Origin of the sequence: Enterobacter asburiae (assembly GCF_024599655.1) — a bacterium.
Classification (GTDB): domain Bacteria; phylum Pseudomonadota; class Gammaproteobacteria; order Enterobacterales; family Enterobacteriaceae; genus Enterobacter; species Enterobacter asburiae_D.
The window spans coordinates 2741707-2766656 of the sequence record NZ_CP102247.1 but is presented as its reverse complement, the minus strand read 5'-3'; the positions used below and the strand labels follow the sequence as shown (position 1 = coordinate 2766656).

Genomic DNA, 24950 nt, shown 5'->3' with positions numbered 1-24950 from the left:
AGGGGCACAAAAAAGACCGTACACGTCCGTAGATGTCCGTTAAACGTTTCTGGCTAACTCACTGATATCAAGACAAATAAAGCTATTTCAACGAGTTGCGGATTTTCTGCACACTAAAACTGCACAAACAGCTTTTTCATTGGATCTCACCGAAGAAACGCTTTGTGCAGAATATACATGAAAACCCGTCGATATTTTCATGTCTGTGAAGCGTGTTACATGGCTTTCGCGCTGTTTTTTACCTTGGCGATGAGTGTTTCCGTTACGGCCAGTCCTTCCGCAATGTGCATATCAATCACATCGGCCCCGAATTCGCGAATTAAATCCAGGAGAATTTCGTAAGACTGGATGAGTTCAAGGAGATCAAAGATCGCTTTTTGATCGGCGCGTGAGGGGGAGGGATAGCTAAGCGCTGCCTGATTAACAATCCATTCAAGATTGGTTTTGATGGCTTCTACCTGACTGTAGCTATACATATTTCATGGGCTTAAATCCTCATTTCAAGATTTTATGGGAGAGGTATCGTGAGAGCTTCACGGTGATAAAAGAGTCTGCATGTCGCCGGGGCAGTGCTGGCTGTAGAAAGGATGGATGAAGTTTTAATTATGGGATAGTTCGCGTGCTTAGCAAGTTAATTGTTGCGCAAACGTAAAAATAAACGCGCGAAAGAAGGACATCGCTGTGTAATGCCTTCATTTCGCGCACGTTATGCTAGCCAGATAACGGAATCAGGTTTCCCAGGCATGCGGGGCAAACAGGTAACCCTTATTACGCACGGTTTTAATGCGGTAGGGCTCGGTAGCGTTATCCTGCAGCTTTTTGCGCAGACGCGAAATCGCCACGTCAACGCTGCGGTCCATTCCGTCATAGCTCACGCCGCGCAGATTTTTCAGCAGCGCGTCGCGGTCCATGATTTGCCCGGCGTGCGTTGCCAGCTCCCACAGCAGGTCAAAATCTGCGGTGGAGAGGGCGATAAGCTCGCCAGAGAGCAGCACCTGGCGGTTAATGGGGTCAATAGACAGAGTACCGAAGCGCATCGCTTTGTGCGGCGTCAGAGACGGCGCGGGCGCTTCGCGTTCGATGCTGGCGTGCTGGCGTAAATGCAGGCGCAGGCGTGCAAGCAGGACGGCAGGCGGTGTGGTTTTCAGAATGTAGTCATTGGCACCCATCTCCAGCGACAAAATGTGGTTCATATCGCTGTCCAGTGAGGTGAGCAGGACGATAGGTCCCTCCCAGCGGGCGCGCAGGTCACGGCAGAGCGTCATACCGTCTTTGCCTGGCAACATGATATCCAGCAGCACCAGATCCGGGTTTTCACGGACGACCACCTCTTCGGCACGATCGCCGCGAGGTTCAACAATGACGTCCATATCATGTTTACCCAGATAGGCGGCGATCAGTTGCCCGACTTCGGGTTCGTCTTCAACATAAACAATCTTATTCATACAGCGTCTGTTTTCGTGAAAAAAGCCAACATACACTGCGAAACCTTAACCTTCCATTAATCTTTCAAAATTAACGCCGGTTGCGCTATTCAGTCTGTTATTTGCTTTCACTAGCGCAGCGGTCGGCCGCCGTCCACGGCAAAGGTTCTGCCGGTGACGTAGCAGCTGGTGAGCAGGTAATCCACAAGATCGATCACCTCTTTCTCGCCCGGGGCGATTTTCATGAGCGACTTATTCAGCGCCTGCTGGCGATACTCCGCATCATCGTTTTCGTTAAACAAAATCATCGCCGGGGCGATGGCGTTCACCTTCACCTCGGGCGCGAGCTTGCGGGCAAACGAGCGCGTCATGTTATCCAGCGCGGCTTTGCTGGCCGCGTAGGCGATGTGCTTGTCGCTTCCGCGCTCCACCACATAATCGGTAAAGTGAATAATGTCGCCCGCAGCGTGCCCATGACCGCGCAGCAGATCCTGCAGGGCGTGGTTGAGTAGATAAGGGGTATTAACGTGGATCTGCAGCATGGCGGAGAGCGTTTCGCTGAGTGACGTCCCGGGTTTTTCGGCACGCCATGCGCTGGCGTTATGGATCACGGCGCGCAGCCCCGTCGTGGTGGATTTCACCTCTTCCGCGAAAGCCAGAATGCCTTCATCGGTTGAAAAATCAGCCTGAATGCAGACAGCACCGGCTTTACGTAATCCTTCAATCGACGGGTATTCCGTACGGTAGCTAACAATGACCGGATGGCGAAGGTTGAGGAAGTGATGGGCGAGGGCGAGGCCGATACGGCGACCTCCGCCGGTAATCAGTATTGGGCGAAGCGGTGCATTTCCCATCGTATTCTCCTTTACAGTTCAACAATGGGAAAGGCGATGCTATCCCATTAACATCCAGGTTGCCGGTAGGGCAGCAACCAGTAGCAGTCCAATTAATGCCATCTCACGGCGTTTCAGCGCGTTCTCCAGCTGATGCGTGCGGCGGGCGTAGATAAACACCAGCAGACCCGGTGCGTACAGCACTACCGACAGCAGCAGATGCAGAGGTCCGGAAGCATACAACAACCACAGGCCGTAAATACAGGCTCCGACACCCACGACATAATGCGCCGGGCGTGTGGCAATTTTTAACAGATACGCACCCACTAAGAAATAGGGTACCAGAATCATCTCCGAGGCGATGGTCAGCAGGGTGTTATAGTCTGAACCTGTGAGCCAGATCAGCACCAGACAGACCTGAACGCTGATGTTGGTCAGCCAGAGTGATGCCGACGGCGCGCTGTTTTGGTTTTGACGGGCAAACAGGCGTGGAAACGCCTTGTGCGTCGCGGCCAGGAACGGCACTTCAGCCGCCATGATGGTCCAGCTCAGGTAAGCGCCGCAGACGGAGACGATCAGCCCTGCGGCAATCACCACATCGCCCCAGGGGCCGAGCATTTTCACCATCAGGCCTGCCATTGACGGGTTACGCATTTCAGCCAGCTCAGGACGCGCCACCACGCCCAGCGACAGCAGCGTCACCAGCAGATAGACCCCGAGCGCAGCCAGTACGGCCAGCAGCGTCGCGCGGCCCACATCGCGTTTATTCCGGGCCCGGGCAGAAACCACGACCGCGCCTTCAACACCGATGAATACCCAAAGGGTAATCAGCATCGTGTTTTTCACCTGCTCCCAGACGGGAACGCCCAGCGCAACGCCGCTGAAATCGAGCTTAAATACGTCCAGACGGAACGCAATAAAGGCCAGAACGATAAACAGGCCGAGCGGAACCAGTTTCGCCAGCGTCGCCACCAGGTTGATGCTGGCGGCCGTTTGTACGCCACGCAACACCAGCCAGTGGACGAACCACAGCAACACCGAGGCGCCCACAATAGACTGCCAGGTATTCCCGTCGCCAAAGAAGCGCAGCTCAGGCGTATCGGTAAAGAAACTGAGCGCCGAGAAGACAATAACCAGATAGGAGACGTTGGCGATAACCGCACACAGCCAGTATCCCCACGCGGAACAGAAGCCAATCAGCTCGCCGAAACCTTCACGCGCATAGGTGAAAATGCCGCCGTCCAGGTCCGGGCGAATGCGGGTGAGCAGCAGCATGGCGAAGGCCAGCAGCAGTATTCCGACACCCGTAATGCCCCAGCCAATCATGAGCGCGGAAGGGCTGGCGACGGCCGCCATATTCTGCGGCAAACTGAATACGCCTGCACCCAGCATTGAGCTTAAAACGAGTGCAGTCAGAGCACTCAGGCCAAGTTTCTTTTCCATTGGCTTCCTGTTATGAAAGGTCAAAATCCAGAATAATTATTTCGCTCAGGCGCATAAAAATGGTGGATCACACTAAGGCGCGGGATTTTACGGAGTGTAACGAAAGCATGCAATGACGTGGGGCAGAAATTCAAAAAAAGTAACAAAAAAGGCGGCATTGCGCCGCCTTTCATAAACGATTTTGTTACTTGTACAGATCGGCGCTGATGGTCACGTTGTTACCACGTTCCTGCCACTGGCGGGTGATGTGGTAGTACTTCGCCCCTTTCTTCGCCGCACGCTTCGCGACCTGGTAAGAGACTTCCGTCATGTTGCCGTAGTTGCCGGTAAACTTGATGCTGTCGAACGGCACCATCTGCGCTGCAGTGGCGTTATTCAGCTCTTCAATTTTGGTACCGTCCGGCAGCGTAACGGAGTAACGGCCACCTTTCGTGGACTGCGTTTCAAAGAAACGGCCCACTTCAGCGCTTGGGGCAGCCGTCGTTGCTACGCCTGGAATTTCAACTTTCTTCGCTTCTTCGCCGCCTTTTGCTATTGCCGCGCGACCTGCTTCTGAATTCGCCGGGATAGCATCCGGGCTCTGCAGAACACGTTTTTTCGCATCTTTTTTATAGATGAAAGCGGTAATACGCTGGTTGCCACCCTGGTTAGCATCGACCTGACGCACGATGAAGAAAGAGTAGGCCCCTTTCTCTTTCGCGGCTTTGGTGATGGCATCGTTCACTTCAGGCTGGCTGCGGTAGAAGCCCTGAACGGTAACGGTGTCGTAAGGTTCCAGCTCAATCGCCTGATCTTTCGGCAGTTCAACAACACCGTTGATCACGCGGTTTTTCGGTGCGTCAGCTTTTGGCGCATTGTCTTTGAACAGCGCAATGGTCACGCGCTGGTTACCGCTGTTGCCGTAATCGGACTGATCAACGACATAAAACGAGGCAGCCCCGTTTTTATCAGCAGCTTTTGATGCCGCGGCGACGGCGTCGCCAATAGAATTATAACGACCCACAATGACCGTATGGTCAAAAGGTTTTAACGCTGCCGCTTGCTCCGGCGTTAACTCTGTTGCGGCATTCGCAGACAGGGCGGTCGCGGAAAGAAGTGCGGACGCCAGGAGTGTGTTCTTAAGCTTCATAAAAATGATCCTTCGCCTTGCGCAAACCATGTACTGGTATTGTTGTTAATTTGAGACGGTCCCGATTATTGCATTTAAAACCCGTCGCTGTCTGCGCCATTTTTCACTGCCTGTGCTGACTGAATCACCGAATTCGATAACATTTAGTGATATGTTGAAAAAACACGCGTTTGACAAGTAAAACTGATAAAGCATATGACTTTTACAAGTTAATTTAATGTTAATAAGTTGTTCTCTTACGGCGCTATATCATGTTTTTACCGCTCCGCTTGCGCGATTTATCGGTTCTGGCAATGAATTTAAGGTAAATATCACTGTCAGTGACGCCGATCGCTTATTTTTCACAGATAAAGTAAGAAATAGTGTTTTCTGGCGGTAGATCGCGGGCGCTATTTTCAGTAGGTTATAGACAGTTTGTTACTGTTTTATTTTCCGGGGTTAATCATATCTCGTCGCTCGCGCGATGGCGAAAATTGATACAAACCGCGGGCATTTATCGATAAACCATCATCAAAAACCGATGGAAGGGAAAACTATGCGTATTGGGGTACCAAAAGAACGGTTAGCCAATGAAACCCGCGTAGCGGCAACACCGAAAACGGTGGAGCAACTGCTTAAACTGGGTTTTACGGTCGCGGTTGAAAGCGGCGCAGGCAAACTGGCGAGTTTCGATGACGAGGCCTTTATCCAGGCTGGCGCGGAAGTGGTCGACGGTGCTGACGTCTGGCAGTCGCCGGTGATTCTGAAGGTCAACGCACCGGAAGAGAGTGAGATTGCGCTGCTGAATCCCGGGACGACCCTGGTGAGCTTCATCTGGCCTGCGCAAAATCCGGAGCTGATGGAGAAGCTGGCAGCCCGTGGCGTGACCGTGATGGCGATGGACTCCGTGCCGCGCATTTCGCGCGCGCAGTCGCTGGATGCCTTAAGCTCCATGGCAAACATTGCCGGCTACCGCGCCATTGTTGAAGCGGCCCACGAATTTGGTCGCTTCTTTACCGGTCAAATCACCGCCGCGGGTAAAGTCCCTCCGGCGAAAGTGATGGTGATTGGCGCGGGCGTGGCGGGCCTTGCCGCAATCGGTGCGGCAAACAGCCTGGGCGCGATCGTACGCGCCTTTGACACCCGTCCTGAAGTAAAGGAACAGGTCCAGAGTATGGGTGCCGAATTCCTTGAGCTGGACTTCAAGGAAGAGGCAGGCAGCGGCGACGGTTACGCGAAGGTGATGTCCGAAGCGTTTATCAAAGCCGAAATGGAACTCTTCGCCGCTCAGGCGAAAGATGTCGACATTATTGTCACCACCGCGCTTATTCCGGGTAAACCGGCGCCGAAGCTGATTACCCGTGAGATGGTTGACTCCATGAAGTCGGGCAGCGTGATTGTCGACCTGGCCGCCCAAAACGGCGGTAACTGCGAATATACCGTACCGAATCAGGTGACCACGACCGCGAACGGCGTGAAGGTGATCGGTTATACCGATCTGCCGGGCCGTCTGCCAACGCAGTCTTCTCAGCTCTACGGCACTAACCTGGTCAACCTGCTGAAGCTGCTCTGCAAAGAGAAAGACGGCAACGTCACCGTTGATTTCGACGATGTGGTGGTGCGCGGCGTCACCGTCGTCCGTGAAGGTGAAATTACCTGGCCTGCGCCGCCTATTCAGGTTTCTGCTCAGCCTCAGGCGGCACCGAAAGCGGCGCCCGCGCCAAAAGAACCCGCCAAACCGGCTTCTCCGTGGCGTAAATACGCGATCATGGCGCTGGTGATTATTCTGTTCGGCTGGCTGGCTGACGTTGCGCCGAAAGAGTTCCTCGGCCACTTTACCGTCTTCGCGCTCTCCTGCGTCGTAGGCTACTACGTGGTGTGGAACGTCTCTCATGCGCTGCATACGCCGCTGATGTCGGTAACCAACGCCATCTCCGGGATCATCGTGGTGGGGGCGTTACTGCAGATTGGTCACGGCGGCTGGATCAGCTTCCTGAGCTTTATCGCGGTGCTGATCGCCAGTATCAATATTTTCGGTGGTTTCACCGTGACTCAGCGCATGCTGAAAATGTTTCGTAAAGGCTAAGGGGTAGCATATGTCTGGAGGATTAGTGACAGCCGCATACATTGTTGCTGCAATCCTGTTTATTTTCAGTCTGGCGGGGCTTTCCAAACACGAAACGTCTCAGCAGGGGAATAACTTTGGTATCGCCGGGATGGCGATTGCGCTGATTGCCACCATCTTCGGGCCGGATACCGGCAACGTGGCGTGGATCCTGGTGGCGATGATCATCGGCGGCGCGATTGGTATTCGCCTGGCAAAACGCGTCGAAATGACCGAAATGCCGGAGCTGGTTGCCATTCTGCACAGCTTCGTGGGTCTGGCGGCGGTGCTGGTGGGCTTCAACAGCTACCTGTATCACGAACCGGGCCTGGAACCGATTCTGGTGAACATCCACCTGACGGAGGTGTTCCTCGGTATCTTCATCGGTGCGGTAACCTTCACTGGCTCCATTGTGGCGTTCGGCAAGCTGCGCGGGAAGATCTCCTCTAAGCCGCTGATGCTACCAAACCGTCATAAGCTGAACCTGGCGGCGCTGGTGGTGTCGTTTGTACTGCTGGTGGTCTTCGTGCGTACCGAAAGCGTCGGTCTGCAGGTGCTGGCGTTGCTGGTAATGACTATCATCGCGCTGGCCTTCGGCTGGCACCTGGTGGCGTCCATCGGCGGTGCGGATATGCCGGTGGTTGTCTCGATGCTGAACTCCTACTCCGGTTGGGCCGCAGCGGCGGCAGGCTTTATGCTGAGCAATGACCTGCTGATCGTCACCGGTGCGCTGGTGGGTTCTTCCGGTGCGATCCTGTCTTACATCATGTGTAAGGCGATGAACCGCTCGTTCATCAGCGTTATCGCCGGTGGTTTCGGGACCGATGGGTCTTCTTCCAGTGCGGATGAAGAAGTGGGTGAGCACCGTGAAATTTCTGCTGAAGATACCGCAGACATGCTGAAAAACTCGCATTCCGTGATCATCACCCCGGGCTACGGCATGGCGGTGGCACAGGCGCAGTATCCGGTGGCGGAAATCACCGAGAAGCTGCGCGCGCGGGGTATCAAGGTTCGCTTTGGTATTCACCCGGTGGCAGGGCGTCTGCCGGGCCACATGAACGTGCTGCTGGCGGAAGCGAAAGTGCCTTACGACATCGTGCTGGAAATGGATGAGATCAACGATGATTTCGCCGATACCGACACCGTGCTGGTCATTGGTGCTAACGATACCGTTAACCCTGCTGCACAGGACGATCCGGGTAGCCCAATCGCCGGTATGCCTGTTCTGGAAGTGTGGAAGGCGCAGAACGTGATTGTGTTTAAACGCTCCATGAATACCGGCTATGCCGGGGTTCAGAACCCGCTGTTCTTCAAAGAGAACACCCATATGCTGTTTGGTGATGCCAAAGCCAGCGTGGATGCGATTCTGAAATCACTCTGACAGGGTAAAGCCCGGTGGCGCACAAGCTTACCGGGCCTACCAAATCCGTAGGCCGGGTAAGGCGAAGCCGCCACCCGGCAAAAAAAAAACGCCGGTTCCCCGACGGTTTTTTTTCATCCTGCTGGTTAATCGTCTTCAGGATCGTCCAGCTCAACCGGCGTTTGGTACTCATCCGGCTTAATGACCAGCAGGTCGCAGCGCAGATGGTCGATCACCTGTTCAGCGGTATTGCCGAGGAACGCCGCAGAAATACCGGTCCGGCCAATGGTGCCCAGCACCACAATCCCCGCCTGCAGGTGTTCCGCCAGGTCCGGGATCACCTCTTCAGGCAGCCCTTTTTCCACGTGGGTCATTTTCTCATCGATGCTGAATTTCTGGCGCAGCGCTTTCATAGCCAGCAGGTGTTGACCGCGGATCGCGTCGTTGTACACGCTCGGGTCAAATTCAGGCAGCTCAATGGCAATGTTAATCGGGGTGACCGGATAGGCACCAACCAGATGCACTTCGGTATGATTCACCTGATCGGCAAGCTGGATGGTCTCCTTCACCAGCTTCTCGTTCAGCGAATTGTGGTAATCCTCTTCACTCGCGAGGTTTACCGCCACAACGGCTTTCCCGCCTTCAGGCCACGGCTGGTCTTTCACCATCCAGACCGGGCAAGGGCATTTACGCAGTAGGTGCCAGTCGGTCGGGGTGAAAATCACGGATTCCAGCTTGTCGTGCTGGTGCGCCATCTTCAGCAGCAGGTCGTGCCCACCGGCGACAATCTCCTGGATGATGGCTTCGAAAGGTCGGTTATGCCAGACCACTTTAATATCAATGGGTACACCCGCTTCCAGGTAATACTTCGCCTGTTCACGGATCCACGCGGTACGCTGGCTGATGACGCCCTGACGCATAGCGGTGCGCTCGTCAGGCGACAGAAGGGTGGTCATCTCATACGAGAAGTCATAGATCGGCAAAAACGCTTTGATTTTGCCACCAATCCGTTGATGTAAATACACAGCGCGTCGTAATGCTGGCTGATCGTCCTGATTCGGATCGATAGCTACCAGCATGTTTTGATACTTGGCCATACAGGTCTCCTTACTACTGTCACCACAGTCTGTAATTAAAAGAGTAACCTATATATCCTGAATGAAACAGAGGGGAGGTTTTACCAGATCAATAATTCATGAAAAATTATCAGAGGAAAAGTACCGTGGTCGTCACCGCGATAAACGCAATAAACAGCAGCACCATCACCGCTATCGCAAAGGTCGTGGAGTCCTGAACGTAGGTTTTTTCCTCCCCCTTCATCGGGCCGACAAGCATGATCCAGATGAAGATAAAGGTCACAGAGGCAATCACGACTGAAACGAAAAACAAACTTTCTCTCAATTCATAACCTCAACGAGAACCTTTCGGGCGCTGTGTGGGGACGTGCTGCGGTGAAAATATCTTGGAACGGAAGTGATTATACCAGACCAATAAATCACAAGAATTTATCAGTCTGGTCATCAACAGGCGGAAAGTTACGCCACGTTGCGGGCGTGCCCGGCAAGAACGGCCAGCGCTTCACCGTTTTCGATAGTGATGTATTTACCCTTAACGGCCAGCATTCCGCTTTTCTGGAAACGGCCCAGCAGACGGCTGATGGTTTCCACGGTCAGACCCAGGTAGTTACCGATATCGCCACGCGTCATCGTCAGACGGAATTCACGTGGCGAGAAGCCACGCTCGGCGAAGCGGCGGGAGAGGTTGTAGATAAACGCGGCCAGGCGCTCTTCCGCATTCTTTTTGGAAAGCAGCAGGATCATGTCCTGATCGCCTTTGATCTCACCGCTCATCAGACGCATCATCTGCTGACGCAGGTTAGGCATCTTGCCGGACAGATCGTCCAGGGTTTCAAACGGGATTTCGCAAACCATCGAGGTTTCGAGTGCCTGAGCAAAGCTCGGGTGATGGCCCGTGCCGATGGCGTCAAAGCCCACCAGGTCGCCCGCCAGATGGAAGCCGGTGATCTGCTCATCACCCTGTTCGGTGATGGTGTAGCTCTTGATGGTGCCAGAACGGATAGCATAGAGCGATTTCAGTTCGTCTCCCGCTTTAAACAGCGTCTGCCCTTTCTGAATAGGCTTTTTACGCTCGATGATATTATCAAGCTGATCGAGTTCATGCTCATTCAGGGTAAACGGGATACAGAGCTGGCTGATGCTGCAATCCTGGCAATGGATAGCACAACCGCCAGACTGAATGCGTCGTATAATTCGCTTTTCCGGGATCATAGGTTTGCTCAAGCCTTAATTGATATTGGTCAATTTTAACATCTTTTTGGTAAGTACGTAAGCCTGACAAACCCTCAATAAGGACAAGAGGCGACAACATGTCGCCATCTTCTTGAAATTCCACAGCTTGATTATGGATTTTTAGCCTAACCGGAAGAAAATTAAGCACAAAAAGCCTGGGAACTAGAGCAAGAGATACCCTTCGTGACGCAGCAACCACTCTTTTCGCTGCACGCCGCCAGCATAGCCCGTCATGGTGCCGTTGCGGCCAATAACGCGATGGCAGGGCACCACAATGCTGACCGGGTTCGAGCCGTTCGCGGCACCCACCGCACGTGCGGCCCCTGCGCGGCCTAGCTGCTCCGCGAGCTGGCCGTAATGCATGACCTGCCCGCACGGAATCGACCGCAGGGCCTGCCACACTTCGCGCTGAAAAGGGGTGCCTGCCGTAGCGGTCGGCAGAGTATCGATGATGCTGAGATCGCCTTCGAAGTAGGCCGCAAGCTTGTCGCTCAGCCCGCCCGGGTTGGTGGCGTGAATACGTTCATACCCCTGTGCGCGGTAGTGAACATGGAGCAGTTCTTCCATGCGGTCGCTGTGCTCTTCCCATTCGACGGCGCGCAGGCAGAACTGCTCGTCCGCGATCACCCACAGCGGCCCGAGCGGCGTCGCAATCTTATCTTCGAGTAATCTCAGCATCCTCATTCCTTTAGTTCAGCCTCGGGTAAATCCCCGGCCCAATCGGCAGGCCGACAAGATACCATGCCACCAGCATCACCAGCCATACCCCTAAAAAGATAAGCGGATAGGGTAAAACCAGCGAATAGTAGGTACCCAGTTTGGCTTCCGGTTTATAGCGCTGCAGGAAGCCTAAAAACAGCGGAACAAACGGCGAAACCGGCGCCAGCGGAATCACCGAGGAGTCCGCGATGCGAAACAGGATCTGCGCAAACGCCGGATGGAACCCCAGCATCATAAACATCGGCACGAAGATCGGGGCCAGAATCGACCAGATGGCGGAGCCGCTGGCGATAAACATGCACAGCAGGGATGACAGCAGCGCCAGACCGACAAACGCCGGTACGCCGCTTAGCCCGGCAGCCTCCAGCGCGTCGGTCAGCCCCACGGCCATAAACTTGCCCATGTTGCTCCAGTTAAACATCGCCACAAACTGCGCCAGCGGGAACACCATCACGATAAAGCCCGCCATCTCTTTCATCGGCTCGATCATCAGCTGCGGCAGATCGCCCTGACGGCGGATTTTGCCGGTCGCGATACCGTAGGCGAGTGAAACGACAAAGAAGAAGAGGATAATCAGCGGTACGATGCCCTGAATAAACGGCGACGGCAGGACGGTATGTTTAACCGGATCGCGCAGTATGCCGTTTTCCGGCACCACCATTAGCGCCACCAGCGCGATAAAGGCCAGCGAGACCACGCCAGCCACGCGCAGGCCGAAGCGCTGCTCTTTGCTCAGGGTGTCCAGCTTTTCATCGCTACGGCCTTCCCATTTACCCAGGCGCGGCTCGATGATCTTGTCGGTAATCAGCCCGCCGACAATCGTCAGGACAATCACCGAGCTTGCCATAAAGTACCAGTTGTCGATCACGCTGACGTGCATTGCCGCATCAATGGTCTTTGCCGCCTCCGTGCTGATGCCGGACAGCAGCACGTCGGTGGTGACGATCAGCAGGTTGGCGGTGAATCCGCAGCCCACGCCCGCAATCGCCGACAGCAGGCCCGCCACGGGATGACGCCCGACGGCGAGGAAAATCAGCGCCCCCATCGGCGGCATGATCACCAGCGCGGCGTCGGAGGAGATATGGCTGAAGAAGGCGATAAATAGCACCATATAGCTGGCGTAACGGGCGCTGACGTGCGAAGCCATCTTCACCATTAATGCGGGCAGCAAGCCCACGCGTTCCGCCAGCCCGGCACCCAGCACCAGCGCCAGAATGGCGCCCAGCGGGGCGAAACCGCTGAAGTTTTTGATAACGTTCGGCAAAAACCAGTGCAGTCCGTCAACGCTGAGCAGGTTTTTTACCGCCACCAGGCTGCCGTCAGCCGGGCTGCGCACGCTCACGTCAAAGGCGGAGAGCACGGCGGTGGCGACCATTAAAATCACAATCAGATAGATAAACAGCAGGAAAGGGTGCGGCACTTTATTGCCGATCCTTTCAACCCAGCCATAGAGCTTACCGGATGGGGAATGCGAAGGTATGGATGACATACTCATGGGCGTTCCTCGGGAGTGTTGTGTTGTTGTGTTGTGTTTTTTTATTTTAAAGGTGACGGTGTCACGCCATGTGGGATCGGACACACGTACGGTTTTTCTTGTAATTGTTGTTCGAACTCTTCACGGCATTTTTTCAGCAGCGCTGCGTCCTGCAGCAGATTGAGCACGGTCGCGCCCATTACTTTTCCGGCCAGCAGCATGCCTTTGTGGGCGATGGAGGTACGCCCCTGCGCCACCAGTTGCCAGGTGTGCAGCGGCGTGCCGACGGTAAAGCAGGGGCTGAAGCACTGGGCGACCGGCATTTTCCAGCTGACGTCGCCCACGTCCGTGGAGCCAGCCAGCACGTTGTCGGTGACGGCATAGGGCGCGACTTCATCCACCAGCAGCGTCTCCTGATGACGACGGGCAAAGGCTTTACCCGCGTCTCCCCCCGTTGCGGCAATATTTTTCAGGCTGTTTTGCAGATCGTTGGGCGTCAGGGTGGCGCGGATCTCGCGGGCAAAGTCGCGTTCCTCGGCGGCCCATTCTGGCGTGCCGTAGTGCTGCAACGCGCGATACATCGCCGCTTCAAGCGTGCGGTTCGGCAGGTAGCTGGAGCAGGCTTTATCAAAGCGGCACTCGACGGTGGTTTCGGTCATCATCGCCGCGCCCTGGGCGATTTTCTCGATGCGTTCGTAAATCTGCTGCGCATCGGCCATCTCCGGGGCGCGGATCAAGTACAGCACCTCAGCCTGCGCCTGCACCACGTTGGGCGAAATCCCGCCGGTATCGGTAATGGCGTAATGGACGCGCGCTTTCTCAATGATGTGTTCGTTGAGGAAGTTGGTGCCGGTAGTCATCAGCGTCACGGCGTCCAGCGCGCTGCGTCCCAGATGAGGGGAGTTGGCTGCATGTGCCGCCACACCGTGAAAACGCCAGGCTGCCTGAATATTCGCGAGCGTGCTGACGTTAAACATCCCGGCGAAGGCTTCCGGGTGCCAGGTGACGGCGGCATCGACGTCATCAAACAGGCCTTCGCGCACCATAAAGGTTTTCCCGGAGCCACCTTCTTCACCGGGACAGCCGTAAAAACGCACCGTTCCGCTGCCGCCGTGCTGTTCCAGCCAGCTTTTCACCGCCACCGCGCCCGCCAGCGCCGCGGTGCCTAAGAGGTTATGTCCGCAGCCGTGGCCGTTAGCTCCCGGCGTGGCGGATTGCGCCGTTGCGCAGTGCGCCTGCTGGCTTAACCCGGCCAGCGCGTCGTATTCACCCAGCAGGGCGATGACCGGTTTCCCGCTGCCGAAGCTGGCGATAAAGGCATTTGGAATACCGCCAGCCTCGCGCGTCAGCGTAAATCCTTCTGACTCCAGCTCGCTGGCGAGCCGTTCGGCGGACCAGAACTCTTCAAAGCGGGTTTCAGGACGATCCCAGATCGCGTCGGCAATATCGGTTAACGTCCGACATCGCGTGTCGATCGCATCGGCAATAAAAGCGTAGTTCTCCTGCATTACACACCTCGCGTCCACGGGAAATTGAGCGCAGTTCGCGCCAGCGTTTCAATGGCGATGGCCATGACCTGCTCATCGAAGTCGAATTTTTCGTTGTGATGCCCGGCGCTCAAATCCGTGCCGAACACCATATAGGACGCCATGCCGCCGTTCTGCTGCACGCGGGCCATCATCAGCGTGGCGTCTTCGGAGCCTGCTGGCGCCTTCACCTTATCGATAGCGTGGAGAACCCCGGAAACCTGGCTCGCCTGTTCGCGCAGATAATCAACCCACGCCGGTGTCGGCGCGCTGGACGTCGCGGCACCCATCAGGCGCATCTCGGCGCGCACGCCGTAGAGCGCCGCTGCACCGGTAATGACCGCCTGCGCGCGTTCAAAGACGTACTGATTAATCGCTTCGCTTTCACCGCGGGTTTCAACCTTTATCAGGGCATTCGCAGGTACCACGTTGCGTCCGCTGCCCGCCTGCATCACCCCGACGTTCACCCGGGAGGCGCCTTCGCTGTGCGGGGCGATGCTGTGCAGGGCGAGGGCGGCCTGCGCGGCGGCGAGCAGGGCGTTACGTCCGTCCTCCGGTTTACCGCCCGCGTGTGCGGCAACGCCGGTAAAGTTCACGTCAAACTTGGTGGTGGCCATAAAGTTATCGCTGCCGCAAATCACCGTTCCGGCAGGGACGCCGGTACCAATATGGATGGCGGTGAAATAGTCCACGTCGTCCAGCGCCCCGGCGGCAACCATGGCGCGCGCGCCGCGGGTGCCTTCTTCGGCAGGCTGGAAGATCAGCTTGAGGGTGCCGTTGAGCTGCGCTTCATTCTGCTTAAGCACCCGCGCCAGCCCCAGACCAATCGTGGTGTGGCCGTCGTGCGCGCAGGCGTGCATCATTCCCGGATTGCAGGAGGCAAAACCGTCGCGAAACGGGCGATGGCTTTCATCCAGCGCTTCGCTTAAGTCAAGAGCATCCATGTCGACGCGAAACGCCAGGGTCGGTCCAGGACGCCCGGTATTGAGGGTCGCCACAATGCCGGTAAACCCGCCTTCAAACGGCGCCAGCCATTTCTCAGGCGCCCCCTGCGCCCGCGCGCGGGCAAACTCTTGCTCCAGGGTAGCGGCATCGGGCAACCCCATCCGGCTTTCGGCATCCACCACGTCGCGACCCATCGCCAGTTCGTAACCCAGCGCGTCGAGGATTTCCGCGACTTTCGCGGCGGTACGAAACTCTACCCAGCCGGATTCCGCATAATGGTGAAAATCACGACGCCATGCGCTCAGCTGCGGGGATAACGTCTGGATGTACTGCGCCAGTGTGTCCATATCTGTTCCTGTCATCATTAAAATATGTGAACTGCTTCACGCTGTGATAGTTTTTACTTATCACTAACCGATTTTTCACAGTTTTAACCGTTCAGGAATTACCCTCGCACATCCCTTTCCATTAAAGTAGATGACAGTTTCTTTACTCTGATAAACAACGGTTATCGGTCGGGCTATGACATTCCAGATTAAATTTCATCAAATCCGGGCGTTTGTTGAGGTTGCGCGTCAGGGCAGCATCCGCGGTGCCAGCAGGACGCTGAATCTTTCCCAGCCGGCGCTGACCAAATCCATCAAAGAGCTGGAGGAGGGCATGGCGGCGCAGCTTTTCGTGCGCAGGAGTAAGGGCGTCGCGTTGACCGAATGCGGCGAGGGCTTTTACCAGCGCGCCAGGTTGATTCTGGAAGAGCTGCGTGCGGCGCAGGATGACATCCGTCAGCGGCAGGGGGAGCTGGCCGGGCAGATCAATATAGGAATGGGGGCCAGCGTTTCACGCACGCTGATGCCCGCCGTCATTACCCGCTTCCATGCACAGCATCCGCAGGTCAAGGTGCGGATTATGGAAGGGCAACTGGTGTCGATGATCAATGAATTACGCCAGGGCGAACTGGACTTCACCATCAACACCTATTATCAGGGGCCTTACGACCAGGAATTTACGTTTGAAAAGCTCTTCGAAAAACCGTTTGCGGTATTTTGTCGGGATGGACATCCGGCCATGGGGGCGACGTCTATTAATGAACTTCTGCATTATAACTGGACAATGCCGACGCCGCGGGGAAGCTATTACAAGCAATTAGAAGAGGTATTTAGCGATCGTTCGCAAATACCGCGAATTGGTGTGGTTTGCGAAACCTTTTCTTCCTGTATTAGCCTGGTCGCGCAAAGTGATTTTTTAAGCATATTGCCGCAGGAGCTAGGCTGTGACCCGCTGCTGGCGCGCCGTCTGGTTATGCTGCCGGTTGTCGAATCGCTTCCTAAAGCGGCCTATTATTTAATTCAGCGCCGTGATTCACGGCAGACGCCCCTGGCGGAATCATTAATTACGCAATTCAGAAGGGAAGCGAGAAAATTAATCTGAGCGTGAAATGCTTATTAAAAAAACAGGATCTGCCCGACATCAGACAGACCCTATAGTACACACAGCAGTGCGTCCTTTCGCCAATCCTGGGTATTATTTCCATGGGGCAGGTATATTTAGGTATAACACTTTTCCCGAAAAATGAAAGGCAGGCGAGTGATTGATTTAATGAAATTTTAACACAAATCACGTATTTTACCTTTGCTGAAATTTTAGTTAAGTCTGATTTAAGTTTATTTAATAATTACTATATATATTCATCAGGTTAATAATATTGCCACGCATCGCCCTGTAACGGTGATTGAGGCCGGTCTCTGGCGCAGGTATAGTACAGTCCTCAGATGTAGCCGGAGGATGTCCATGAACCCTGACGACAAATCATTTTTTCTTGACGCCATGGAAGATGTCCAGCCCCTGAAGCGCTGCGCGGATATTCACTGGCAGCCCAGCCGCAATACGCGGGCGCGCGGGGAGGTGAATAGCGAACAGCTGGATAACTTCCTGACGCTGGATTTTCTTGACGTGCTTCCCCTGGAGGAGCCGCTGGCGTTCCAGCGCGAAGGGGTACAGCAGGGCGTTATCGATAAGCTGCGCTCGGGTAAATACGCCCGCCAGGCCAGCTTAAACCTCCTGCGTCAGCCAGCGGAACGCTGCCGTCAGATGCTCTATTCTTTTATCCGCCAGGCCGGACGAGACGGGTTACGCAATCTGATTATCATTCACGGGAAAGGGCGCGAGCAGAATTCGCATCCCAATGTGGTGCGCAGCTATCTGGCGCGCTGGTTAACCGAGTTTGAGGAAGTGCAGGCTTTCTGCGTGGCGCTGCCGCATCACGGCGGCAGCGGGGCATGCTATGTTTCACTGCGAAAATCCGATGAAGCAAAACAGGAAAACTGGGAGCGGCACGCCAAGCGCAGCCGCTAGCGGGCGATATGCTCGCCCGCCTGAGACTCAGAACGTTTCCCAGTTGCTGTCGGTGGAGGCGGCTGTAGTTGCCGGGCGCAGCAGCTGTGGCGTTTTCAGACTGGCCGGGCGTGGGGCGACCGCTTTTTCTTTGCCGTTCAGGCGAAACGCCGCTACCGCCTGGCGCAGCTGCTCGGACTGATCTTCCAGTGCCGCAGCCGCCGTGGCGGACTCCTGCACCAGCGCGGCGTTTTGCTGCGTCACGCTATCCATCTGCGAAACGGCCAGGCTCACCTGCTCAATACCGCGGCTCTGCTCGTCAGAGGCAGATGAAATCTCACCCATGATATCGGTCACGCGGGTGACGGCGGCGACAATTTCCTTCATGGTGGTGCCAGCCTCGCTGACCTGCTCAGAACCGGTATTCACCCGGCTGACGGAGTTCTCAATAAGCCCTTTGATCTCTTTCGCCGCCTGCGCGCTGCGGCTCGCCAGCGTACGGACTTCGCCTGCAACAACCGCAAAACCGCGCCCCTGTTCCCCGGCGCGCGCCGCTTCCACCGCTGCGTTAAGCGCCAGAATGTTGGTCTGGAACGCGATGCTGTCAATCACGCCGGTAATATGCGCGATTTGCTGCGAACTGTCGGCGATTTCGTTCATGGTGCGAACCACGTTATCCACGACGTGACCGCCGCGCGCGGCCGTTTCAGAGGCGTTTTTCGCCAGCAGCGTGGCCTGACGGGCGTTATCGGAGTTCTGCTTCACGGTCGCGGTCAGCTCTTCCATGCTGGCGGCGGTCTCTTCCAGCGAGGCGGCCTGCTGCTCGGTGCGGGCGGAAAGATCGTTGCTTCCTGCGGCAATTTCGCCTGCACCGGTGTAGATGGAGTCGGTACTTCCACGTACGGCGCTGACGGTGGTCACCAGCGACTGCTGCATCTCATGCAGGCCGGTGGCCAGCTGCCCCATCTCGTTGCGGCCAGAGATGGCGATATCCTGCGTCAAGTCGCCCCCTGCAATGGCGCGAATATGGTTCATAATGGAGTGGAGTGGTTTTAACAGCAGGTGCTGTAAACCCTGCCAGATGACCACCAGAACCGCGATAACGGCGAGCAGAATCGCCGCCAGCGTCCACTGCATCTGCGTGAAGCTGCTCTGGTTCTCTTCGGTTGCGGCCTTCAGCAGGGTGTTGTTTTCGGCGCGCCAGCGGTTATAGACCGCTTCCATCTCGTCCTGCGCCTGCTGCGCGTCCAGATCGCCATAGGCCTGATAGTTGTCGGCACGCAGATACTCAATCGATAAGCGCATCACCTCGTGCATCTGGTTCCAGGACTTCTGCATCTCGTCGGTTAATGCCGCCTCCTGGCCCTTAACCTGCGGCAGTTTCTGCCACTCTTTGTTATAGGCTTCGGCTTTTGCCAGCGAGTCGGCTGCGGTGCCAAGCAGCTTATTGATCGCCGCAAGGGAAGCCGGGTCGCGCTGGTTTTTCAGATAGCGGATCGCCACGCGGGTGACGGTGACGCGCGTTTTCACCAGCGTGTTCACGCTGTCGCTCAGGCTTTCCTGCTGGGCATTGAGCACGCCGGAGTTCTGGAAGTTATGGCGATCGTTACTGACGGCAGAGTAGAACAACCCTCCCGTGACAACTTGCAGCAGACAGAATATGGTGAGGGCAAAGATAATACCGGTAATCACGTGCAGATTTTTCAGCATAGCGGTCGTCCGTTAGAGAAGATGCAGGGGTACTTCATTACTATCGTCGTAGAGAATTTAAACTTTAATTAACTCGCGCTTAACTAAAGGTTCTTTGAGGGAACCTGTTGTAAATCCGGATCATTTTTATGAGGAAGGTTAACATGAGCAGCATTGATAAAAGCGGGACGTACGCGCTCGGGACGCGGACGGTTAAACGACTGGGCTACGGTGCGATGCAGCTCGCCGGGCCGGGCGTCTTTGGTCCACCGAAGGACAAGCAGGCCGCGCTGGACGTGCTGCGCGAAGCGGTGGCGGCGGGGGTGAACCACATTGATACCAGTGATTTTTATGGTCCCCATGTTACTAACCAGCTGATCCGCGAGGCGCTTCACCCGTACCGGGACGATCTGACGCTTGTCACCAAGATTGGCGCCCGTCGCGACGACAAAGGCGCCTGGCTGCCGGCCTTTTCCGCGCAGGAACTGACCCAGGCGGTGCATGACAACCTGCGTAATCTGCAGCTGGACGTGCTGGACGTGGTGAATCTGCGGATCATGTTTAGCGCGCACGGGCCAGCGGAAGGGTCAATTGCTGAACCGCTCTCCACCCTGGCCGAATTACAGCAGCAGGGGCTGGTGCGGCATATTGGCCTGAGCAACGTCACGGCCACCCAAGTCGCGGAAGCGCAGAAGATGGTCCCGGTGGTGTGCGTGCAGAACATGTACAACATTGTGAACCGGGGGGATGACGCGCTGGTGGATCTGCTTGCGCAGCAGGGGATTGCGTATGTGCCGTTCTTCCCGCTGGGCGGCTTTACGCCACTGCAATCTTCCGGGCTGAAGGCCGTCGCGGATTCACTGGGCGCAACGCCAATGCAGGTAGCGCTGGCATGGCTGCTGCAGCGTTCCCCGAATATTCTGCTGATCCCTGGCACCTCTTCCGTGGCGCATCTGCGGCAAAACCTCGCGGCGGGGGAGCTGCGGTTGCCGCCTGAAGCGCTGGAAACGCTGAATTCGCTGATAGATTAAACGTAATATGCGCAAAGCCCGAAGGGGACTTCCGGCTTTGCGCGCTTAGGCTCCTGTCTGACTTTTCTGCCTGTGGAGCGCTAACGCTTCCGCCACAATCTCTTGCTTACTTTTACGCGTCTCAAAGGCGGTGGTTCTGATGTACTCCATCAGGTCGGGATCGATGCGGGCGCTCAGCATCCTGAGATCGGCCTCCTTTGCCAGACCGCGTGCAACACGCTTGTCTGGATAGTCACGGGCTGGCATGGAAAATATTCTCCAGTAAGTCTTGTTAATTCGTGCCGTAAAATATGCTTTTATCTGACTTTAAAGTCAATATGTAGTTATTGCGTAGTGATGTTATTTTTGTAAGTCATAAACCAAATGACTTTTATATGACTTATACTGTCAGGCCTGTTAACGCAGGCGATGTTGCTTAATTAAAACCGCTCAAACTTCAACGCGTTTGGGTTCGCCTCCGGAAATGACCTTGATCCTTGTCCATAATCCGTAATACTGTATTTATATACAGTATCTGGCGAGAAAGGCATTATGGACACTCTCTTTTCTTATCAACCAAAACAAATCATTGAATTACCTTTATTTTTAGAACGTGTTGCCTGTGGGTTTCCCAGCCCGGCGCAGGATTATGTGGAGGATCGTCTCGATCTTAACCGGCTGGCAGTAAGGCACCCCAGTGCGACCTATTTTATCAAGGTGAGTGGAGACTCCATGATTGGGGCGGGGATCGGCGACGGCGATCTGCTGGTGGTCGATCGTTCGTTAAATGCCGAACATGGGGATATTGTCGTGGCGTCGGTCGCCGGTGAGTTTACGGTGAAAGAGCTACAGACCCGTCCGGTTCTGAGACTTCTGGCGCATAATGCCCGCTATCAGCCGATTACCTTTCAGTCCGAAGAGGAGCTGCAGATCTTCGGCGTCGTCACCCACACGCTCAAAACGCATAAACATGTTCGCGCTGGTTGATGTGAATAGCTTCTATGCCTCCTGCGAGCGGGTATTCCGCCCCGATCTGGAGGGGAAACCCATCGTGGTGGTGTCCAATAACGACGGCTGCATTATTTCACTGTCGCGGGAGGCAAAGCAGTTCGGCATAAAAATGGGGGAGCCGTATTTTAAATTCAAAGAAAAGCTATACCCGTCGCGGGTTTACGTCTTTAGCTCGAACTATGCGCTGTATGCCGATCTCAGCAGTCGGGTCATGCAGACGCTGACCGATCTCGCCCCGGCAATAGAGATTTACTCCATTGATGAGGCGTTCGTGAACGTTTCAGGGGTCAGTCACTGCCTGTCTCTGGAAGCGTTCGGTCACCAGATGCGCACGCAGGTCTTTAAAAATACGGGCTTAACCGTTGGCGTCGGTATTGCCCCGACCAAAACGCTGGCGAAGCTGGCCAACTATGCGGCGAAACGCTGGGCCAGCACGGGCGGCGTGGTCGATCTCTCAGGCCACGAGCGGCAGCGTAAGCTGCTGGCAAAGGTTCCGGTAGAGGAGGTGTGGGGGGTAGGGCGGCGCATCACGAAAAAACTGAACGCGATGGGCATTACCACGGCGCTGGAGCTGGCGGAAGCGTCGTCCTGGGTCATTCGCAAACATTTCAACGTGGTACTGGAACGGACGGCCCGCGAGCTTCGCGGTGAGCCCTGTCTTGATCTGGAAGAGTTCACCCCCACGAAGCAGCAAATTATCTGTAGCCGTTCGTTTGGACACCGTATTACGCAGTACGAGGAGATGCACCAGGCCATTTGCGCCTACGCGGAACGCGCTGCGGAAAAACTGCGCGGCGAGCATCAATACTGTCGTTTTATCAGCGTGTTTGTGCGCACCAGCCCGCACGCGGACAACGAAATTTATTACGGCAATCAGGCTTCTGTCACCCTGATGACGCCCACCAATGACTCGCGTGATATCATCCGCGCCGCCACGGAGGCGCTGGGGCGTATATGGCTCGACGGATATCGCTATATGAAAGCCGGGGTCATGCTGGCGGACTTTTTCAGCAGCGGCGTCGCCCAGCTGAATTTGTTTGACGATAATCGTCTGCGCGCCAACAGCGCGGCGCTGATGGCGATGATGGACAGCGTAAATCATTCCGGTAAAGGGAAGATATGGTTCGCCGGGCAGGGTATTGAGAAATCCTGGGCGATGAAGCGTGAGATGCTGTCACCGGCCTATACGACGCGGTACGCCGATTTGCCGGTGGCGAAGTAGAGGATGGTTGCGTTATTTCTTTTGCACCAACCAGGTTGCCGCAGCCGCCAGCGCGCCGATCAGCGGCATTTCGCCCGCTCCGGCCAGGAAGTTATGGCGATCGATCTCATTATTTTTACGGATATCCGCAAGGCGGGTAAGCGCCTCTTTTTCATCCGCAGCGCCGATCTCCTCAAACTGTTTTTCAAACCCCTGAGCGATGAGCTGAGCGGCCGCATCGGTGTTTGCGCTCTCGATCGCAATGAGGTTCGGGCCTTTTTGGAAAAAACAGTAATCCGGCATACGTGCTCCAGAAAGAGGGGATACGGTAAAAACACTCTATTCCTTGCGGGTAAAAAATGCACGTGATTTACGGCGGAAACAATCAGTTTTTCTTTATTATTTCAGGCAGTAACTTCTCAATCACGCTGACGACCTTTCTGACGCGCTGCGGAATAAAGCGTGCGTCAGGATAAACGGCATAGAGGAAGCGATCGGGTAACCGCCAGTGGGGCAGCACCGGTACCAGCGTGCCCGCCTGCAGCGCCCTGGCCACGAGCGGTCGCTGCATGCCGCCGATACCGATGCCTGACTCCAGCGCCTGCAGCAGCGCGTCGCTGGTGTTGGCACGGAAAACGGTATTCACGTTGACCTCGACCGTTTCCTCGTCAGCAATCAGGCGCAGGGGGGCATCCAGTGGAATAGCGCTGAACCGTACGTGTGGCAGCGTTGCCAGCTCGCTGACGGCGTGTACCGCCTGAAAACCGGGAGCGGCAAACAGCGCGGCTTCAATACGCGCCAGCACGCGAGCCGCGTGCGCCTGCGGAGGCTCACTGCCCAGCCGTATCGCGACATCCACGCCCTCCGTCACCAGATCGGCAAGGCGGTCATCCAGGGAAATCTTGAGCTGCAGTTCGGGATGAAGGCGCTGTAGCGCCAGCAGATGCGGCAAAAAAATTTGCCCCAGGCCGCTCGGTAGCTGGACATGGACGCGTCCCTGAACGCCAGGGTCGACAGGATGTAAACGCCTCTCCGCTTCCCCCATGGCATCCAGCACGAGCTGCATATCTCGCCGGTAACGTTCACCCTGTTCGGTCAGCTTCATCGTACGCGTCGTACGGTGCAGCAGTACCACACCCAGTGATTCCTCAAGCGCCGCGATCTGTTGACTGACGGCGGACTGCTTAATACCGGTCTGACGGGCGGCCGCCGAAAACGAGCCCGCTTCAGCGACGCGTAGAAAGGTGTAAATGGCAGTGAGCTTATTATTCATTTAATGATTCTGCTTATAAGTGCCATCGGTTTCAGGGGATATCTCCAAAAAAAATAATAGATCACACTGCGTCTGTCACCCTTTACGGAGAAACACCATGAATAAGATGCAGCAACACAACGTCGCCCTGGTCGCGGGCGCCAGCGGCATTGTCGGCAGGCAGCTGGTCAACACCCTTCTGCACCATCAGTGGGAGGTGATCGGCCTCAGTCGCCACGCGGTAGCCCACCCGGACGGCATTCCCGTGGTGAACGTCGATTTACTGGATGCGCAGGACACCGCGCGGGCGCTGCACGCCCTGAACGGTGTCACCCATATCTTTTACAGCGCCTGGGCGAACGCGGCGAACTGGACGGACATGGTTGAGCCGAACGTCACCATGCTGCGTAATCTGGTCAGCACCCACGAAAAAACGGCGCCTTTGCAGACGGTAAGCCTGATGCAGGGGTATAAAGTTTATGGTGCACATCTTGGGCCGTTTAAAACCCCGGCGCGGGAAAGCGATCCCGGCGTACCGGGTGTCGAATTTAACGCCGCGCAACTCACGTGGCTCAGCCAGTTTCAGCGGGGGAAAGGCTGGCACTGGAATGCCATCAGGCCGGGCGTGGTGGGGAGTGCGGTATCGGGCAATACCATGAACCTTGCGCTGAGCATCGCCCTGTACGCCTCCCTGTGCAAGGTGCTGGGTTTACCGCTGCGTTTTCCCGGTTCGGAACAGGCCTGGCTCAGCATCGTTGACCATACCGACGCCGGGCTGCTGGCCGAGGCAACCCTGTGGGCCGCCACGTCACCTGCGGCACAGAATCAGGCCTTCAACGTAAACAATGGCGATGTCTGGCGCTGGAGCGAACTGTGGCCGCGCATTGCACGCTGGTTTGAACTGGACTCTGCGCCGCCGGTGAGGTTGTCATTTCATCAGCTGTTTAACGACTATCGCGGGGTATGGCGCGAGCTTGCCGAAGCGCGGCTGGTGGAAGCGGATATTCTGCAGCTGAGCGACGGGCGGTTTGCCGATTTTGTCTTTAGCTGGGATTACGACATGTTCGGTGACGGGAGCAAGCTGCGCAGGGCGGGTTTTACGCAAATGCAGGCGACTGATGAGATGTTTTTCAGCCTGTTCGCGCAGCTGAGAGCCGCACGGATTATTCCCTGATGAACCTGGGCGTCCTGGTGCAGGCCAGGACGCCGG

The 24950-nt window shown here is 55.9% G+C and carries 24 protein-coding genes; 8 read left to right on the top strand and 16 right to left on the bottom strand.

The window, feature by feature from the left end:
• Positions 1 to 215: 215 nt before the first annotated feature.
• From NQ230_RS13025 to ydgH, 5 genes are all read right to left on the bottom strand, one after another.
• The gene (locus NQ230_RS13025; RefSeq protein WP_257257921.1) at positions 216 to 476 is read right to left on the bottom strand and encodes a hypothetical protein; all 261 of its coding nucleotides are present in this window, start codon (positions 474 to 476) and stop codon (positions 216 to 218) included.
• 252 nt (positions 477 to 728) lie between these two features.
• The gene (gene rstA, locus NQ230_RS13020; RefSeq protein WP_021241154.1) at positions 729 to 1445 is read right to left on the bottom strand and encodes a two-component system response regulator RstA; all 717 of its coding nucleotides are present in this window, start codon (positions 1443 to 1445) and stop codon (positions 729 to 731) included.
• Positions 1446 to 1555: 110 nt separating this feature from the next.
• A complete protein-coding gene (gene folM, locus NQ230_RS13015) occupies positions 1556 to 2278 on the bottom strand; it encodes a dihydromonapterin reductase (protein ID WP_061715397.1) in 723 nt (240 codons plus the stop codon).
• Positions 2279 to 2317: 39 nt separating this feature from the next.
• Positions 2318 to 3700 (bottom strand): amino acid permease, encoded by a 1383-nt coding sequence (locus NQ230_RS13010; RefSeq protein WP_257257920.1) that lies wholly within the window; start codon positions 3698 to 3700, stop codon positions 2318 to 2320.
• A gap of 184 nt (positions 3701 to 3884) precedes the next feature.
• On the bottom strand, positions 3885 to 4829 hold the full coding sequence (gene ydgH, locus NQ230_RS13005; RefSeq protein WP_024909331.1) for a DUF1471 family protein YdgH: 945 nt from the start codon (positions 4827 to 4829) through the stop codon (positions 3885 to 3887).
• Positions 4830 to 5364: 535 nt separating this feature from the next.
• On the opposite strand from ydgH, the gene pntA reads away from it, so the two are divergent.
• Positions 5365 to 6894 (top strand): Re/Si-specific NAD(P)(+) transhydrogenase subunit alpha, encoded by a 1530-nt coding sequence (gene pntA, locus NQ230_RS13000; RefSeq protein WP_121423520.1) that lies wholly within the window; start codon positions 5365 to 5367, stop codon positions 6892 to 6894.
• Between the two features lie 10 nt (positions 6895 to 6904).
• Positions 6905 to 8293 (top strand): Re/Si-specific NAD(P)(+) transhydrogenase subunit beta, encoded by a 1389-nt coding sequence (gene pntB, locus NQ230_RS12995; protein WP_024909329.1) that lies wholly within the window; start codon positions 6905 to 6907, stop codon positions 8291 to 8293.
• Positions 8294 to 8418: 125 nt separating this feature from the next.
• On the opposite strand, the gene uspE is transcribed toward pntB, so the two are convergent.
• From uspE to NQ230_RS12960, 7 genes are all read right to left on the bottom strand, one after another.
• Positions 8419 to 9369, bottom strand: a complete 951-nt coding sequence (gene uspE, locus NQ230_RS12990) for a universal stress protein UspE (protein WP_023335478.1) — start codon at positions 9367 to 9369, stop codon at positions 8419 to 8421.
• A 109-nt stretch (positions 9370 to 9478) separates the two neighbouring features.
• Entirely contained in the window at positions 9479 to 9661 is a 183-nt protein-coding gene (locus tag NQ230_RS12985) for a hypothetical protein (RefSeq protein ID WP_014883604.1), read from the bottom strand.
• A 146-nt stretch (positions 9662 to 9807) separates the two neighbouring features.
• The gene (fnr, locus tag NQ230_RS12980) at positions 9808 to 10560 is read right to left on the bottom strand and encodes a fumarate/nitrate reduction transcriptional regulator Fnr (protein ID WP_006174991.1); all 753 of its coding nucleotides are present in this window, start codon (positions 10558 to 10560) and stop codon (positions 9808 to 9810) included.
• A gap of 183 nt (positions 10561 to 10743) precedes the next feature.
• A complete protein-coding gene (gene ogt, locus NQ230_RS12975; RefSeq protein ID WP_121423521.1) occupies positions 10744 to 11259 on the bottom strand; it encodes a methylated-DNA--[protein]-cysteine S-methyltransferase in 516 nt (171 codons plus the stop codon).
• Between the two features lie 10 nt (positions 11260 to 11269).
• Positions 11270 to 12796, bottom strand: a complete 1527-nt coding sequence (gene abgT / locus NQ230_RS12970; RefSeq protein ID WP_032657666.1) for a p-aminobenzoyl-glutamate transporter — start codon at positions 12794 to 12796, stop codon at positions 11270 to 11272.
• A gap of 41 nt (positions 12797 to 12837) precedes the next feature.
• A complete protein-coding gene (locus tag NQ230_RS12965; RefSeq protein ID WP_257257919.1) occupies positions 12838 to 14283 on the bottom strand; it encodes a M20 family metallopeptidase in 1446 nt (481 codons plus the stop codon).
• Positions 14283 to 15593, bottom strand: coding sequence for a M20 family metallo-hydrolase (locus NQ230_RS12960; RefSeq protein ID WP_257257918.1), 1311 nt, complete (start codon positions 15591 to 15593; stop codon positions 14283 to 14285). Before NQ230_RS12960 ends, NQ230_RS12965 begins: the two co-directional genes overlap by 1 nt.
• A 175-nt stretch (positions 15594 to 15768) precedes the next feature.
• On the opposite strand from NQ230_RS12960, the gene NQ230_RS12955 reads away from it, so the two are divergent.
• Together NQ230_RS12955 and smrA are read left to right on the top strand one after the other, a co-directional pair.
• A complete protein-coding gene (locus tag NQ230_RS12955; RefSeq protein WP_252031096.1) occupies positions 15769 to 16674 on the top strand; it encodes a LysR family transcriptional regulator in 906 nt (301 codons plus the stop codon).
• Positions 16675 to 17034: 360 nt separating this feature from the next.
• Positions 17035 to 17598, top strand: a complete 564-nt coding sequence (gene smrA, locus NQ230_RS12950) for a DNA endonuclease SmrA (RefSeq protein ID WP_257257917.1) — start codon at positions 17035 to 17037, stop codon at positions 17596 to 17598.
• A gap of 27 nt (positions 17599 to 17625) precedes the next feature.
• Here smrA and tcp read toward each other — a convergent pair whose 3' ends face one another.
• Positions 17626 to 19287, bottom strand: a complete 1662-nt coding sequence (gene tcp, locus NQ230_RS12945; RefSeq protein WP_257257916.1) for a methyl-accepting chemotaxis citrate transducer — start codon at positions 19285 to 19287, stop codon at positions 17626 to 17628.
• 143 nt (positions 19288 to 19430) lie between these two features.
• Here tcp and NQ230_RS12940 point away from each other — a divergent pair, with 143 nt between their 5' ends.
• Positions 19431 to 20297 carry an aldo/keto reductase family oxidoreductase gene (locus NQ230_RS12940; protein WP_252031087.1) on the top strand — a complete coding sequence of 289 codons (867 nt, stop codon included), beginning with the start codon at positions 19431 to 19433 and terminating at the stop codon, positions 20295 to 20297.
• A 45-nt stretch (positions 20298 to 20342) separates the two neighbouring features.
• Here the strand turns inward: NQ230_RS12940 and NQ230_RS12935 are convergent, their stop codons facing one another.
• Positions 20343 to 20543 carry a hypothetical protein gene (locus NQ230_RS12935; RefSeq protein WP_023311485.1) on the bottom strand — a complete coding sequence of 67 codons (201 nt, stop codon included), beginning with the start codon at positions 20541 to 20543 and terminating at the stop codon, positions 20343 to 20345.
• 285 nt (positions 20544 to 20828) lie between these two features.
• Here NQ230_RS12935 and umuD point away from each other — a divergent pair, with 285 nt between their 5' ends.
• Positions 20829 to 21263 carry a translesion error-prone DNA polymerase V autoproteolytic subunit gene (gene umuD / locus NQ230_RS12930; RefSeq protein WP_193939791.1) on the top strand — a complete coding sequence of 145 codons (435 nt, stop codon included), beginning with the start codon at positions 20829 to 20831 and terminating at the stop codon, positions 21261 to 21263.
• Entirely contained in the window at positions 21247 to 22509 is a 1263-nt protein-coding gene (umuC, locus tag NQ230_RS12925; RefSeq protein ID WP_257257915.1) for a translesion error-prone DNA polymerase V subunit UmuC, read from the top strand. The genes umuD and umuC overlap by 17 nt, the downstream gene beginning before the upstream one ends.
• A 12-nt stretch (positions 22510 to 22521) precedes the next feature.
• Here the strand turns inward: umuC and NQ230_RS12920 are convergent, their stop codons facing one another.
• Both NQ230_RS12920 and NQ230_RS12915 read right to left on the bottom strand, forming a co-directional pair.
• Entirely contained in the window at positions 22522 to 22791 is a 270-nt protein-coding gene (locus NQ230_RS12920; RefSeq protein WP_048980445.1) for a hypothetical protein, read from the bottom strand.
• Positions 22792 to 22873: 82 nt separating this feature from the next.
• Positions 22874 to 23761 carry a LysR family transcriptional regulator gene (locus NQ230_RS12915; protein ID WP_257257914.1) on the bottom strand — a complete coding sequence of 296 codons (888 nt, stop codon included), beginning with the start codon at positions 23759 to 23761 and terminating at the stop codon, positions 22874 to 22876.
• A 97-nt stretch (positions 23762 to 23858) separates the two neighbouring features.
• On the opposite strand from NQ230_RS12915, the gene NQ230_RS12910 reads away from it, so the two are divergent.
• Positions 23859 to 24914 (top strand): SDR family oxidoreductase, encoded by a 1056-nt coding sequence (locus tag NQ230_RS12910; protein ID WP_257257913.1) that lies wholly within the window; start codon positions 23859 to 23861, stop codon positions 24912 to 24914.
• Positions 24915 to 24950: the final 36 nt, after the last annotated feature.

Bases quoted from the DNA above. Each gene is read 5' to 3' on its own strand.
- NQ230_RS13025 (WP_257257921.1), bottom strand. From the start codon at position 476: ATGTATAGCTACAGTCAGGTAGAAGCCATCAAAACCAATCTTGAATGG.
- rstA (WP_021241154.1), bottom strand. From the start codon at position 1,445: ATGAATAAGATTGTTTATGTTGAAGACGAACCCGAAGTCGGGCAACTG.
- folM (WP_061715397.1), bottom strand. From the start codon at position 2,278: ATGGGAAATGCACCGCTTCGCCCAATACTGATTACCGGCGGAGGTCGC.
- NQ230_RS13010 (WP_257257920.1), bottom strand. From the start codon at position 3,700: ATGGAAAAGAAACTTGGCCTGAGTGCTCTGACTGCACTCGTTTTAAGC.
- ydgH (WP_024909331.1), bottom strand. From the start codon at position 4,829: ATGAAGCTTAAGAACACACTCCTGGCGTCCGCACTTCTTTCCGCGACC.
- pntA (WP_121423520.1), top strand. From the start codon at position 5,365: ATGCGTATTGGGGTACCAAAAGAACGGTTAGCCAATGAAACCCGCGTA.
- pntB (WP_024909329.1), top strand. From the start codon at position 6,905: ATGTCTGGAGGATTAGTGACAGCCGCATACATTGTTGCTGCAATCCTG.
- uspE (WP_023335478.1), bottom strand. From the start codon at position 9,369: ATGGCCAAGTATCAAAACATGCTGGTAGCTATCGATCCGAATCAGGAC.
- fnr (WP_006174991.1), bottom strand. From the start codon at position 10,560: ATGATCCCGGAAAAGCGAATTATACGACGCATTCAGTCTGGCGGTTGT.
- ogt (WP_121423521.1), bottom strand. From the start codon at position 11,259: ATGCTGAGATTACTCGAAGATAAGATTGCGACGCCGCTCGGGCCGCTG.
- abgT (WP_032657666.1), bottom strand. From the start codon at position 12,796: ATGAGTATGTCATCCATACCTTCGCATTCCCCATCCGGTAAGCTCTAT.
- NQ230_RS12965 (WP_257257919.1), bottom strand. From the start codon at position 14,283: ATGCAGGAGAACTACGCTTTTATTGCCGATGCGATCGACACGCGATGT.
- NQ230_RS12960 (WP_257257918.1), bottom strand. From the start codon at position 15,593: ATGGACACACTGGCGCAGTACATCCAGACGTTATCCCCGCAGCTGAGC.
- NQ230_RS12955 (WP_252031096.1), top strand. From the start codon at position 15,769: ATGACATTCCAGATTAAATTTCATCAAATCCGGGCGTTTGTTGAGGTT.
- smrA (WP_257257917.1), top strand. From the start codon at position 17,035: ATGAACCCTGACGACAAATCATTTTTTCTTGACGCCATGGAAGATGTC.
- tcp (WP_257257916.1), bottom strand. From the start codon at position 19,287: ATGCTGAAAAATCTGCACGTGATTACCGGTATTATCTTTGCCCTCACC.
- NQ230_RS12940 (WP_252031087.1), top strand. From the start codon at position 19,431: ATGAGCAGCATTGATAAAAGCGGGACGTACGCGCTCGGGACGCGGACG.
- NQ230_RS12935 (WP_023311485.1), bottom strand. From the start codon at position 20,543: ATGCCAGCCCGTGACTATCCAGACAAGCGTGTTGCACGCGGTCTGGCA.
- umuD (WP_193939791.1), top strand. From the start codon at position 20,829: ATGGACACTCTCTTTTCTTATCAACCAAAACAAATCATTGAATTACCT.
- umuC (WP_257257915.1), top strand. From the start codon at position 21,247: ATGTTCGCGCTGGTTGATGTGAATAGCTTCTATGCCTCCTGCGAGCGG.
- NQ230_RS12920 (WP_048980445.1), bottom strand. From the start codon at position 22,791: ATGCCGGATTACTGTTTTTTCCAAAAAGGCCCGAACCTCATTGCGATC.
- NQ230_RS12915 (WP_257257914.1), bottom strand. From the start codon at position 23,761: ATGAATAATAAGCTCACTGCCATTTACACCTTTCTACGCGTCGCTGAA.
- NQ230_RS12910 (WP_257257913.1), top strand. From the start codon at position 23,859: ATGAATAAGATGCAGCAACACAACGTCGCCCTGGTCGCGGGCGCCAGC.